This is a genomic window from Alcaligenes sp. AB3 (genome assembly GCF_031844565.1).
Taxonomy (GTDB): Bacteria; Pseudomonadota; Gammaproteobacteria; order Burkholderiales; family Burkholderiaceae_B; genus Alcaligenes; species Alcaligenes faecalis.
This window is the reverse complement of sequence record NZ_JAUZVM010000004.1, coordinates 438,086-450,199: the sequence shown is the minus strand read 5'-3', so window position 1 is coordinate 450,199 and position 12,114 is coordinate 438,086. Positions and strand designations below refer to the sequence as shown.

The following is a 12,114-nucleotide window of genomic DNA, read 5'->3' as shown; positions in this document are numbered from 1 at the left end:
ATTGGGGCTATGGGGTTTGCATTCCCTGTGCGTCCTGCTTTTGGGATTGCCTATCCTGACGCAAGCGCAGGAGCAAGACTTTCTGCAATCACAGGCGCAGATTCATGGACAGCCTGAAACACAGACACAGAAAAAAACAGAGCAAAGCACTCAAGAAGTACAGAACCAGCAGCAAGATAAAACGGTACAAAAAGCCGCGGCAGAGCAAGAGGCCCAATCCGCACAAACCGTCGCTCCAGCCCGCGCGATCAGTCTGGCCCCTCACATCACTGAAATCCTGTTTGCCGCGGGTGCTCAAGACCATTTGATCGCCGTAGACAGTTCCAGTGACTACCCTCCTGCCGCCAAGAACCTGCCCCGCATTGGGGACGCCTTGCGCGTGAACCCAGAACGGCTACTGGAGCTGAAACCTGATCAGGTCTGGGCCTGGCAGGCTAATCAGATCGGGCCTGAATTACAGCGCCAGCTACAGCAAACCCATATCAATCTGATCTTTGCTGCCCCTGAAAAACTGGACGACATCCCCGCCTTTGTCCGTCTGGCAGGAGACAGCCTGAATACGGCTGACGTAGCCGTTCCGATGGCTGCTTTGCTGGACAATCAGATTGCTTCCCTGCGCCAGAACAGCCGCCTGGGTGAGACGGTCAGCGTGTTTCTGGAAATCGGTTCCGAGCCTTTGTACACCCTGGCGCGCGACCCCTTGATTCAGGATGTGCTGACCACCTGCAAAGCGCAAAACATCTACGCCCGCCATGCCGCTGTCGCCCCCACCATCAGTCTGGAAGACGTGCTGCACAAACGTCCGCAAGTGGTCATCATGGCCTACCGTGATCCGGCCCAACTGCGCGCCCGCCACCTGTTCTGGGAAAAGCATCTGGGCCTGAGCCCCCACGCTTTGCTGAACCTGAACCCGGATGCCTTGTACCGCCCCGGCCCCAGGCTGATAGAGGCGACTCGCATACTATGCGAGCAGCTGGATCGCTATCGAGCCCAGGTGTCCTGAGCGGCTTTCTACTGCCCGTTAAAACTGATACTTCACCGCCAGCATCATGTTGCGCGGTTCGCCCCAGGTATAAGTGCTGTACCAGGAGAACATGGAGTAATAGCGCTTGTCGAACAGGTTATTGACGGTGAAGGTGGCCGACAAATTCTTGTTGAAGCGATAACGCGCCATCGCATCCACCAGCCAGTAGCCCGAGACCGTATGCTGCACCTTGCCCGGCGATCCGGGGCGGCTGACGTCCCCCCAGGTCTTGCTTTGCCAACGTGCACCGCCACCCAGGGTCAGACCATTCAGATCACCCTCGAAATCGTAGGTGGTGTAGATATTGAACTGATGCTCGGGCGATAAGGTCGACACCTTTTCACCATCGCGGCGCGACAGCTTGTAGGCATAGCCTGCGTGCATCTGCCATTGCGGTGTCAGCTGACCAGCCACTTCCAGCTCTACGCCATGCGTGCGCACACCTTGAGTCGCCTCGTAAGCGATACCCCCAGATGGAGTACGACCACCTGTTTCCTTGCCAAAGTTATCCTGACGCAGCTCAAAATAAGCCAGGCTGGACGTCAAGCGGCCACCCATGAATTCACCTTTGACACCCACCTCGTAGTTATCGCCGCGCAAGGGGTCCAGAGTACGGCCGCCCTCGTCTTGCAGGTCTTGAGGCTGGAAGATATTGGTGTAGCTGGCATAGACCGAGAAGTTGTCGTTCAGGTCGTACACGGCTCCAACGTAAGGCACCCATACGCCCGTCTCACGCATATCCATCTTGTTGTAGTTGGCGTAGCGGGTACCCAGCAGCAGCTTCAAGTCGTCACGCAGGTTCAGGCGCGTACTGACGTACAAGCCATTTTCTCGTGTTACTTCACGATCATCGCCCAGATGCTGCCAGTTCATGCGCGGCCAACGGCCATCCCAATCGTAGTAATTCGCGACATCGGTATTGCTGTTTTCACCGTAAGACGCATTGGTCCAGCGACGACGCGATACGCCGCCCCCGACAACCAGCTCATGCTCGCGCCCGAACAACTCAAAGGGGCCAGTCGCATAGAAGTCCGCCGTATTGGAGACCGTCTTGCCCACGTAGCGCCCGGACCATAAGGAGGTGCCTTTGCCCGTCAAAGGATCGGGATTACCGGCAGCTACCGCCGCCAACTCGGAGTCATAACCGTTGATCAGGTGATTGAGCTGCACCTTGGCCATCCAACCACTGTCGAACTCATGCTCCAAAGTGGCAAAAGCCGAGCGGGTGTACTGATTCCAGCGACTCCAGCGCGTACCGTTATTAAAGGAGCGGTCCATATCATTGAAGTTACCTTGCGCGTCATAAATCGGGATGCCGCCCCAGGTCGAGCCTTTGGGGTCGTTATCCTGCAAGTCCGCCCCCAGGGTCAGTCGGGTATCCGGTGTCAGGTCAGCTTCCACAATGCCGTACAGCACCAAAGTCTGACGCTGGTAGTGGTCCAGCTGGCTTTTCTTGTCCTGATAAGCGCCGACCATACGGCCACGTATGGAGCCTGTCTCGTTCAAGGGGCCGGAGAAATCCACCTCACCACGATAGTTGTCCCAAGTACCTGCGCCCGCACTGGCGTGTCCTTGAAACTCTGGCGTTGGCTTTTTACGAATCATATTGATTGTGGCGCCAGGGTTGCCACTGCCGGTCAACAGACCGGAGGCCCCTTTCAAGACTTCAACCCGGTCGTAAATCGCCATATCGCTGAGCGTATTGCCGGCGGAGTAAGGCGAATCCCGCAAGGTGGGGATGCCGTCGTACTGGAAGTTCTTGATATCGAAGCCACGAGCCTCGTAGGCGGTACGTTCGCTGTCGTAAGTAATGATGCTGACGCCCGGCGTATGGCGTACCACATCATCAATACTGGTCAGATTGAAGTCGTCCATCTTCTTGCGGGTGGTCACGCTGATGGCCTGCGGTGTCTGACGTGGCGTCAGGCGCAAACGGGTTGCCGTGGCAATCGTGCCCGCCGCATACGTGCCTGAACCTTCGGTGATATCGCCCAGCGCATTGCGGCGTACTTCAATACTGGCCAACGACTGCACACCAGCGTCATCAGCCAAAGCACCGCTATCGGGCAAGGCAATCAAGACATAGCCCTGATCCCGGCTTTGAACCTGAAACGGCTGCCCGGCCAGCAAGGCGGCAAAGCCCTCCTGCACGGAATACTGACCCTGCAAGCGCGGAGCGCGCAGGCCTTGCAATCGGGAGGAATCCATCACCAGCGCTACCCCGGCCTGTTGAGCAAACTGGCTCAAGCGGCTGGCCAGATCCCCGGCTTCCAGCGCATAGGCTTGGGTCGTCTGGGCCGAGGCCGGTGCCACATTCAGCATCAAGGCCCCCACAAAGGCCAAGCCCAGCAGGCGCCGGCAGGTATTGGGCATGAACGTCGTCTTCACAAGCGCCAAAGGCGGCGCACTCTTCGGGACCATGAAATCTCTCCTTCTTTGGCAAGGTCTATCCGTTAAAGACGCACGAGCCCAAAAAAGCGGCAATCAAGGCCTGAAATTAATCATCAATCCTTCATCTGGCGTGTTCTGCACCTGCAAGCGGGGATACAAATCTTTCAGCAAAGCCAGAGCCGACAAGGGTTTGTCAGCAGGCAAGACCGCGCTGACCGTCAGCCCCTCCATGCCTTGCGGATTGATCTGTGTTTTGCCGGAATACTGGCGGGTGATCTGCTCCAGAGCCTGTGTCAGAGGCACATGCTCCAGAAGCAGCTGTCGCTGATCCCAAGTCCGTATGACGCGGTTCACATCGGTCTGAAGATTCGCCCCGAGACCTTGCGCATTAATCTGCACCTGATCGCCCGGCCCCAGTTCGCGAGCCGCTTCCGGACCCCGGTTGCGCGGATAAGCCAGTACCCGAGAGGACAGCACCGTCAGCAGTGTGCCTTGCGGCTGTTCCTGCACAATAAACTCAGTACCCAAGGCTTGCGAGACGGCCTCACTGCTCAAGACCCGCAAAGGCCGATCCGGCTGCTTGGCCACCACCACTCGGACCTGCCCTTCCAGCAGCTCAATATCCCGATACTGCTTGCTATACAAAATCTTGACTTGCGAGGCCCCGGCCAGCTCCAGGCGAGTGCCATCCTCCAGCACCACGCTGCGCCATTCTCCGGCAGCGGTGTGTACGGACTGATGAGACCAAGGCAACACAAAGGCCAGAATCGGCAAGATAAACACCACGGCCCAGAGCAGCAGCATCATGCCCTGACGCCAATCACGCAACAGCTTGGGACGCGCCGACAATCCTGCATCCAGCGCACTGCGGCCAGGGGGGGTATTGGCCTGCACAGCCAGTTTTCTGACTCTACCCAAGACCGCTTCCATGCCTACGGCTGCAGCTTCATGACGCGGATCCTGCGCGCGCCAGGCCATGAACTCGACCTGAGCCTGTTCGGTGAACTGTTCGGGATCAGACAAGAGCACAACCCATTGGGCCGCCTGTCGCTCTATTTCCTCGCTGGACATGGGGCTCAAGCTGGGATCAAGGTCTGAACATGGAGCAAGGCCTGCACCAGATCATTGCGCACGGTGCGTTCGCTGACACCCAGGCGCTTGGCCACGGTGGATTGCGTTTCCCCATCCAAATAGCAGCTCAGAAACACCATGCGAGCTCGCGCGGGCAGCTCGTCCAGAGCCTGGGCCAACAAGGCCAACGCCTCCAGGGTTTGGGCGCACTGCTCTGCCGAGGGTGCTTGTGCCCCTTCGGCCAAGGTCGCCTCCAAGGCTTCCAGATATGCTTGCTCGACAGCCATGCGTCGGCTGCGATCAATTAACAGCCTTCTGGCCGTGGTAGCCAGAAACGCACGAGGATGACGTAAATGATGAACGGCGCAGGGGGCCAGCAGCAGACGCACAAAAGTGTCCTGAACCAGATCTTCCGCCGTAAAGCTGCAATGCAGACGCGCGCGCAACCACCGCAACAACCAGCCACGGTGATCCTGATAGAAATCTCCCATCCCGATGGGCGTTGACGGATAGTCCATAGACCCTGAACGCACTAATCAATAATCATTCTCATTCCAAAATTATGACATGAAAAGACAAGGATTCTGATGGCAAGGGCTGCAAGCGTCGTCTGGCCACGACAGATCGTCGCTGAAAAGCAGCTAATCGCCCTGCAAGGGCTGTCAAAAACAAAGGGAAAGGCGTTCGGACTGGAAACAAGAAGGCGGGCATCGCTATCAAGCCATGCCCGCCCAACAATCCATGCACAGATCATTGCAATAGCGCGAGATTAGGTCCCGAGTTTCCGGGGCATCTGCCAAACCCTTACATCACAAAGGAAGGCAGGGTCAGCACAGCGTGAGTGGGCTGGCAGCGGAAACCTTCTACATCGTTCAGACGGGCTTTGGCACGACGGGACAGATGCTTGAGGACCTGGCTGCGCTCCACGGTAGGCAGTGTGGACAGTGCATTTTCAATGGTGCGACCGGACAGGTCGTTGAGGGCGTAAGCAAACTCGCGGGCACCGTGGGTTTGCAGCAGCTCCAGCAGGTAGCCTTGACGCTGGCGGGATGCAGCCAGGCGCAGAGCGTCTTGCAGAGCGTTGTTGTGTGGAGCGGAACGGAACAGGTTGAGGCGGAACATAGCATTCTCCTTCGGACACGGGGGCCCAGAAAGAGTGCTTACCTCATCAGAGGGGCCCGCTTTGTGGTCCAGCGTCCAATTGACTGGTCATTAAGGAGGCTTGCCCTTTACAGGAACAAAGCCATAAAGAAGGATCAGGGTCCATTTACTTTTAAACGTGAGTAGTTAAAAAAGAAGGTACAAGGGTTTTTGCACCAACAGTATTTTCGCATCTGCGTATGGGCTTGTCTGCCAGGCATTGGCACACTTTTCATCACCCTGGAGCCATCAAAAATATACTTAGGGATAAGTGATTTGCTCCCTTATCCCCAGACACCTGCCAGCTTTGCAGGCCCCCTGCCCTTGGGCCTGATACAGGATCAGCCCAAGCGCAGGAATGCAGTGCTTTATTTAGAAGTGATGCGTCACACCCAAAGCCACACGGCTACTACGCGGTTCGCTGGCACTGGCTGCCGTTTCCATATCAAAGCGACGTCCTTGAGCCGCAAAGGCATAGACGCTGGTACGGGGCGACAAGGCATGCACATAGCCCACAGACATCACCTGAATGCGACGTGCGCGCTCATCGGTATCCTCCCAGCTCCAGTTCGGACGACCCAGGGACCATTGCAGCTGGAACTCACCCTTACCCACAGGAATCGCCGTACCTACATACCAGGTATCCAAACGGCCACCGTTAATGAACTCCGCCGGGCCCAAGCCTTCCAAACCCTTGTCTTTCAGATGGGCAGGGCCATCATCACCATTCAGGCCCACAAAGCCATTGCTCTGACGGCTCCAGCCTGCTGCAAGGCGGGCTACCTCGAAGTCATAGCTGGCACCCAATTGCCAGGCCGTAGGACGATTGGATTCGACACGACTCAAGCTCTCGTAGCTGGCCCCCAGCAACCAGGGCCCCTCCTCGTAGCGCAAAGCCACGCTATAGAGTTTGCTGCGAGAGCCTCCCATGCCCTGCTCGCCCACATCCGCACTGTAGCTAGCTCCTAACTGCATGCCAGCCCATTGCGGGCTGCGCCAGCTGAACTGATTGGAGATCTGGTAGTTGTCCGAGGCACGCATCAGGGCGCCCATGCCAAAGTCCTTCCAGGAGCCCACTTCAATGGCAGAGACAAACTCCTGGCCCACGGTGTACTGGCGTCCAAAACGCAATTCGCCCCAGTTATCACTGCCCAGACCCAGCCAGGCCTGATAGTTGAACAGTCGATCGGATTCCTCGGCCCGGCCTGTAGCCAGATCAATGCCGCTTTCCAGATTGAAGGTGGCGCGCAGCCCATCGCCCAAATCCTCATGGCCGCGAATCCCCCACAGAGAGTCCGTCTGCCCGCCACTTAGCACGTCACGCTGCGAGCCTTCGCCGCTCACGCGCGTCCAGCCCAAACCGGCATCCAAAGTGCCATAAAGCTGCACCGAGGTTTCAGCATGGCTGTGGCCGGGCATCAGCACCCCTGCCAGACCAAACAGGGCTACCCCTGCCGCTAAAGCAGCGGCTTTGCTCAATTGAAAAGGGCTGCACACCAGCACACGACGCCAGCCTGAGACGACAGGAACAGGCTCACGCATCAGAACGCCTAACAAGGTTTGATTACCCGTCGCCACCACCACACCGTGTGCGGTCCCGGCCACAACCCGGTCGCCCATGGCGCACGTATCGGGTGCGGCCTGCAAAATGGCGCGGTTCAGAATCAGGTGATCCTGATGGATCAAGCGCAGATCCGCCGGCACGTAATCACCGGCAGACAACAGCACGATATCGCCAGTCACCAGCATACGAGCCGGCACGCGTGACTGGTGATCCCGCGCCAGATCGTACATGGTCAAATCGCGGCGCACCTGACAGGTTTGTTTTTTCATGATCTGGACCACTTGGGTCAGATCAGGGGGACTGGAACGCAGTACCCGTACTTGATTGGGGCCGTTCTGAATCAGACGGCGCAAGACTTCATCAAAGGCCAGGCCGTGGCGCTGGGTATTCAAGGCTTGCAACACTTGTGGCACGCTGCGGGTGGCGTAGTAGCTCAGCGCACAGTGGGCGCGGCGTACCAGACGCACCGAGCTCTGGTGTACGACGGCGCTGTGATCGGGATGGTAAAACTGGCTTGCATTCATGGGGACCTCTACACATTGGTGCAGGGACGGCCACCCCGCTCTAAAAGGCTAAGGATGTGTTTACCGTCGCAGTGGAAAGACAAAAATCGCGAATTGACTCGGGTAGAAGTTGCCGCCCGCTGGCTTGCATGCAGAACCAGCGGGCCGGCACACAGCGCTCCCATCAACGCAATGCACCCGATTTTTTGATTGTCCAGATCGGTACTGCCGTTAACAGCAAGACGGTGACCAACTGCACCCACATGGTGCCTTCCCAAGACAACTCGGGCATGACATGGAAGTTCTGGCCATACCAGTTGATCAGGGCTGTACCGGGCACCAGCAAGGCCCACAGCACCGTAAAGACTTTGGTCACGTTCAGATCGCTCATGGCTACGGACTCACCGGCAGCACGCCAATGAAAACGCTGGCGTTCAATGGCGAAATGCGCACGGCGCTGCATGCCTTCAATGGCGGCGATCAGCTCGTCCACGCGGCCCAGATCCATGCTTTTTTCCTGATAGACCCAGCGACGCAAGCGTTGCGCAGCCTGCTCCAGATCATCAATGGAATGCATCACGTGGGAGAGCGGCTTGTGCAGGGTTGCTATGTGGCTGTCCAGATCAATCATGTCCTCGGCACCACGGGAATAGTCTGTGCCTACATTGGACAGAAAGCCGCGCAAGGACAGGGTCGAGACACTCAGGCCCTGGTCCATGCGGTCCAGCACTTGCGAGGTCTGCGCCAGCAATTGATAAAGCAGGGTCAACGCCAAGGCGTGGGAGCTGGACAGGGACATTTCCTGGGCACTCAAGCGCTCCAGCGCCTGACCCGGACGCAACAGGCGATGGCCCGTTTCCACGGTATACAGGGGCTGGTCGTCCTCGCCCAGACACCAGATCAGATCGGACACCTGCATCTGCTCGTCGCTCAGGCGCACGCAGCGTATCCGTGTCGCCATACCCAGGCTGGCCTGGGCTTGCGGCAGCAGATCCACGCGATACAGCTTGCCCAGATCTTCCAGCGCCTGACGGTCGGGGGCCTGCAAGCGCCGCCAGGAAACCATATCCTTGAAGCGGGCCGTCATCGCATCCACCCTTTACGTTTCACATACGCCAGAGGAGCCAAGGCAAATACAGCGGTCATGCCCATGACTAGCCACTCACCGCCGATGATTTCCAGCTCGGGCATATTGGCAAAGTTCTGACCATAAAACGCCGCGATCAGCGTAGGCGGCAAGAACACCGCAGTAACCACTGTAAAGACCTTGATCACCTGGTTCTGCTTCAAATCCAGCGTGGTCATCAAGGACTGCTGCAGATTGCGGATCTTGTCGTGCTGAAAGCGGGCATAGCGACGCAAGCTTTGAATATCCGAGAGCAACATAGACAGGTTCTCGGGGCTTTCACCACCGGGAGTACGACGTAGCCAACGACCTGCGCGAGCCAGCATCAATTGCCCTTCCACGGTTTTGGCGACCAGCTCCTCGGCCTCACCCAGACCGATAGCGGTACTGGCAATATCCGCTACCCCGGCCTGACGGCCGGAGGTATCAAAGCCGCCACTGGCTGCCGCCACCGTATCGCTGCGCTCATCCAGACGTCCGGCAATATCGGAAATCGTGGCACGAGCCTTGTCGTTCAGAGCCTGCAGGATCATGAACAGAATTGACGCGGGGCTGGGCGCAGCTTGTCCGGCCTCTGCCATGGCGTTCAACTGCTGGCTGACTCGCTCCAGCGTATCAACCCGGACGTCCTGCTCCACGCTGATCAGGCGGTCCTTGCTCAAGGCGAACAGCAGGCTGGTTTCGCGGTATTGCTGGCCCTGGCGTATCACCATCTCCACGGGAATCAGAATAAAGCCTGCTTCTTCCGCCGCTGCTCGGCCCCGTTTGACGCTCAGGTCCAGGCCCAGCTTGGCCTGAGCCGCGGCAAGCTCATCGTGACGGCTGGCCGACAACTGCAACCAGGCCGTTTTTTGCCCGCGCTTGTCGCTCAGGCTGGACACCACCGCGCCCCCCTGTTTTTTATCAGTCATGGCTTAGTCCTCGCTTTGTACCTGTTCGGCTTCCGGGGAAACCATGTAGTGACCATACACATGCAGACCGGCAAAGCTGCCCAGAATCAGGATGTACAGCACCACCACCGCAATCATGATTTCGCGCTCGATATGCGCAGTGCGTGGGCGACTGGCACGCGCCCGATCAATAGCCTGACGGCGCTGCTGGACAGCCGCGTTGGAGTCCGACTGCAAACTCAAATCTTCATTCCAGACCAGACCACGCAACTTATCCGAGCCTGCTGTTGCCATCTCGGCGCTGATTTTCTGTGTGTTCAACATACGAAATTCTTCCCATTCATTTAATTGTCAAAGGCAGCGAGCCCAGGGCTCACCCGGCGCGCTCTAGCGCAGCCAGCCCCGGTGTTTCACATAGATCAGCGGCAACATGGAGAACAAGGCGGTAGAAATAATCCCCACCATTTCGGCGTGCTCCCACTGCAAAATCGGCATATAGGCAAAGTTCATGCTGTAGTAGGTCGAGATCAGCATGGCAGGCAGGAACACGGCAGTTACTACCGAGAACACTTTCACAATCTGGTTCTGCTTCACGTTCAGCGCCATATTGTTGGTGGTCTGCAAAAGGCGGACGCGGTCGTGCACAAAGTTCACCTGCTTTTCCACAGCCTCAATGTCGTCGATCAAGGTATGGAAAACGGGCTTCAGTTTTTCCTGGTCTGCGGGCAAACGCGCCAGGGCATGGCGGGCAGCCATGGCCAGCTGCAACTGGCTCTCCAGGCAGTCAGACAAGAGTTCTTCCACTTCGCTCAAATCCATCTGGGTGGAGACCACATCACTGACGCCAAAGTCGCGGTCCTTGGTTTCCAGGCTGTTGAGCACGGCATTGGTCTGGGTCAGCACCTTACCCAGATCGTGGCTCAGCGCGTCCAGCAGTTCATCGGCAGCATCATTAATGGACTGCAAGATCACGGCAAAGCTTTCAAAAGCATCATTTTCGCGGCCATCGCGCTGCAAGCGCTGCAGTGCCTGGGCCAGCGGCTTGGGGCTGGGATCAGGTTCAATGGAGACCAGGGTTTCACGACTGAGGATGAACACCACACGGCTGGCTTTCTTCAACCCCTTGTCCACGTTCAGAAACGTCACGGGCACAAAGCTGAAAGGGCCTTCCTGAGTGGGACTGTTCTGCAAGGTCTGTGGAATCTCCACGCCCAGCTTTTTACGCAGGCCACCGATCTGCTCGGTGGCATGGATGCTGATGCGCATCCAGTTATTGGGCTGGCCATCGTTGCCAAAGAGCGGCGGCGTTTTACCTTGGTCTGTCATTGTTGATCTCCATCAGAATGGGTCTCTGGGGAGGTGGACGAATCAGGTGATTGCGTCGAGGTCCCCATGTAAAAGCTGGAATGCGAGCCGGAGGTGGAACTGGTCCGGGTTTCCAGATGCGAGTTGCTGAAAAACAGCCAGCTCACCACCACAATCAAAATGCCCCACGAAGAAAGCAGCATGGAAAAAGACAGACGCTCGTAGCGCGACCAACGCTTGCGGCCCTTAAACGGCGCGGCACTGGGGCGACGCGCCGAGCGGGTCCAGACCTGAGCGGCAAGCGAGTTGTCCTGATACGGCTTGCTGCTCAAGGAAGAGGGAATGGTTTGCGGCATAGCACTCTTTTGGCTTGATGAAAGCCACAGCAGTCGTCCATGGCGATGCGATCCCCGCATGGGCCAGTCTGCTGTGGTGGGTTAAATAGAAATGGATAGCGTTCAGTGCTCAAGAGCGCTGGGGCTGGCGATACTCACGCAGCCAGTCCTGCGTGCCGTAACGGTGCGGAAACAGGGTGAACAGGCTGGGCGAGGGGCCATGAGTCCGGCGGCGGCCCAGATTCCCTACTCGGACACCGGTATGCATGGCGCTGTAGACCTGGTTGCGGTCAAATTCGGAAAGCATGGCCAGAACATCGGCACGGACACGAGCCGAAAGCTCGGGCAGAGCCCGTGCAAAAGCCAGGGTGCCGTGCGAGGCCAGCAAGTCGCACACGGCGACGGGGCGGTAAGTGGTGACAGCCATGCGCAAAGCGCGCTGCAGGCTATCGTGGGGGCGGGAAAACAGCATGGGATTCTCCTGGGCACACGGCCACAGAAGTACCCCACACGTCTTAGACCGTGAGGAACCTGGAGCCGGTGCTCAATTCGCAATGGGGTTTCATGCGGGCATGAAACGCTGGGCAGAACGCGGGGCTGCGTCTTTCAGATTCAGGGTCAGGGCCCAAGAACGTGCTCCTTTAACAATCAAAAAATATCGGCTGCCTGCCTGGGTGTCCTGCATGGGCATCAGCCATACACGCACTGTCTGTTTCAGGGCGACAAGGCATCTGGCCTTGTCCAATCGGACTCAAGCCCCAGGCA

General features: G+C 57.9%; 12 protein-coding genes. 1 reads left to right on the top strand and 11 read right to left on the bottom strand.

Annotated features, from left to right (window positions below):
• Positions 1–40 precede the first annotated feature (40 nt).
• On the top strand, positions 41–1,003 hold the full coding sequence (locus Q9R35_RS11910) for an ABC transporter substrate-binding protein (RefSeq protein WP_404977950.1): 963 nt from the start codon (positions 41–43) through the stop codon (positions 1,001–1,003).
• 18 nt (positions 1,004–1,021) lie between these two features.
• Here the strand turns inward: Q9R35_RS11910 and Q9R35_RS11905 are convergent, their stop codons facing one another.
• The 11 genes from Q9R35_RS11905 to Q9R35_RS11855 form a co-directional block, all read right to left on the bottom strand.
• Positions 1,022–3,445: a TonB-dependent siderophore receptor gene (locus Q9R35_RS11905; RefSeq protein ID WP_311219907.1), complete on the bottom strand. Its 2,424-nt coding sequence runs from the start codon at positions 3,443–3,445 to the stop codon at positions 1,022–1,024.
• 63 nt (positions 3,446–3,508) lie between these two features.
• Positions 3,509–4,486: a FecR domain-containing protein gene (locus Q9R35_RS11900; protein ID WP_311219906.1), complete on the bottom strand. Its 978-nt coding sequence runs from the start codon at positions 4,484–4,486 to the stop codon at positions 3,509–3,511.
• 5 nt (positions 4,487–4,491) lie between these two features.
• Complete coding sequence (locus Q9R35_RS11895; protein ID WP_042486616.1) at positions 4,492–5,004, bottom strand: sigma-70 family RNA polymerase sigma factor; 513 nt, start codon at positions 5,002–5,004, stop codon at positions 4,492–4,494.
• Positions 5,005–5,290: 286 nt separating this feature from the next.
• Positions 5,291–5,608 (bottom strand): hypothetical protein, encoded by a 318-nt coding sequence (locus tag Q9R35_RS11890; RefSeq protein ID WP_045929604.1) that lies wholly within the window; start codon positions 5,606–5,608, stop codon positions 5,291–5,293.
• Positions 5,609–5,998: 390 nt separating this feature from the next.
• The gene (locus Q9R35_RS11885) at positions 5,999–7,714 is read right to left on the bottom strand and encodes a porin (RefSeq protein WP_311219905.1); all 1,716 of its coding nucleotides are present in this window, start codon (positions 7,712–7,714) and stop codon (positions 5,999–6,001) included.
• Positions 7,715–7,877: 163 nt separating this feature from the next.
• Positions 7,878–8,780, bottom strand: a complete 903-nt coding sequence (locus Q9R35_RS11880; protein ID WP_063691535.1) for a CorA family divalent cation transporter — start codon at positions 8,778–8,780, stop codon at positions 7,878–7,880.
• On the bottom strand, positions 8,777–9,730 hold the full coding sequence (locus Q9R35_RS11875) for a CorA family divalent cation transporter (RefSeq protein WP_311219904.1): 954 nt from the start codon (positions 9,728–9,730) through the stop codon (positions 8,777–8,779). Before Q9R35_RS11875 ends, Q9R35_RS11880 begins: the two co-directional genes overlap by 4 nt.
• A gap of 3 nt (positions 9,731–9,733) precedes the next feature.
• The gene (locus Q9R35_RS11870; RefSeq protein ID WP_045929601.1) at positions 9,734–10,033 is read right to left on the bottom strand and encodes a hypothetical protein; all 300 of its coding nucleotides are present in this window, start codon (positions 10,031–10,033) and stop codon (positions 9,734–9,736) included.
• A 63-nt stretch (positions 10,034–10,096) separates the two neighbouring features.
• The gene (locus Q9R35_RS11865; protein WP_162090840.1) at positions 10,097–11,035 is read right to left on the bottom strand and encodes a CorA family divalent cation transporter; all 939 of its coding nucleotides are present in this window, start codon (positions 11,033–11,035) and stop codon (positions 10,097–10,099) included.
• Positions 11,032–11,370 carry a hypothetical protein gene (locus Q9R35_RS11860; protein WP_311219903.1) on the bottom strand — a complete coding sequence of 113 codons (339 nt, stop codon included), beginning with the start codon at positions 11,368–11,370 and terminating at the stop codon, positions 11,032–11,034. Before Q9R35_RS11860 ends, Q9R35_RS11865 begins: the two co-directional genes overlap by 4 nt.
• A 109-nt stretch (positions 11,371–11,479) precedes the next feature.
• Positions 11,480–11,821 carry a hypothetical protein gene (locus tag Q9R35_RS11855; RefSeq protein ID WP_311219902.1) on the bottom strand — a complete coding sequence of 114 codons (342 nt, stop codon included), beginning with the start codon at positions 11,819–11,821 and terminating at the stop codon, positions 11,480–11,482.
• Between the last annotated feature and the right edge of the window lie 293 nt (positions 11,822–12,114).

What these genes read in the sequence shown, in the direction of transcription:
- Q9R35_RS11885 (WP_311219905.1), bottom strand. Translation starts at nt 7,714, where the DNA reads ATGAATGCAAGCCAGTTTTACCATCCCGATCACAGCGCCGTCGTACAC.
- Q9R35_RS11895 (WP_042486616.1), bottom strand. Translation starts at nt 5,004, where the DNA reads ATGGACTATCCGTCAACGCCCATCGGGATGGGAGATTTCTATCAGGAT.
- Q9R35_RS11865 (WP_162090840.1), bottom strand. Translation starts at nt 11,035, where the DNA reads ATGACAGACCAAGGTAAAACGCCGCCGCTCTTTGGCAACGATGGCCAG.
- Q9R35_RS11875 (WP_311219904.1), bottom strand. Translation starts at nt 9,730, where the DNA reads ATGACTGATAAAAAACAGGGGGGCGCGGTGGTGTCCAGCCTGAGCGAC.
- Q9R35_RS11900 (WP_311219906.1), bottom strand. Translation starts at nt 4,486, where the DNA reads ATGTCCAGCGAGGAAATAGAGCGACAGGCGGCCCAATGGGTTGTGCTC.
- Q9R35_RS11880 (WP_063691535.1), bottom strand. Translation starts at nt 8,780, where the DNA reads ATGACGGCCCGCTTCAAGGATATGGTTTCCTGGCGGCGCTTGCAGGCC.
- Q9R35_RS11860 (WP_311219903.1), bottom strand. Translation starts at nt 11,370, where the DNA reads ATGCCGCAAACCATTCCCTCTTCCTTGAGCAGCAAGCCGTATCAGGAC.
- Q9R35_RS11855 (WP_311219902.1), bottom strand. Translation starts at nt 11,821, where the DNA reads ATGCTGTTTTCCCGCCCCCACGATAGCCTGCAGCGCGCTTTGCGCATG.
- Q9R35_RS11905 (WP_311219907.1), bottom strand. Translation starts at nt 3,445, where the DNA reads ATGGTCCCGAAGAGTGCGCCGCCTTTGGCGCTTGTGAAGACGACGTTC.
- Q9R35_RS11890 (WP_045929604.1), bottom strand. Translation starts at nt 5,608, where the DNA reads ATGTTCCGCCTCAACCTGTTCCGTTCCGCTCCACACAACAACGCTCTG.
- Q9R35_RS11870 (WP_045929601.1), bottom strand. Translation starts at nt 10,033, where the DNA reads ATGTTGAACACACAGAAAATCAGCGCCGAGATGGCAACAGCAGGCTCG.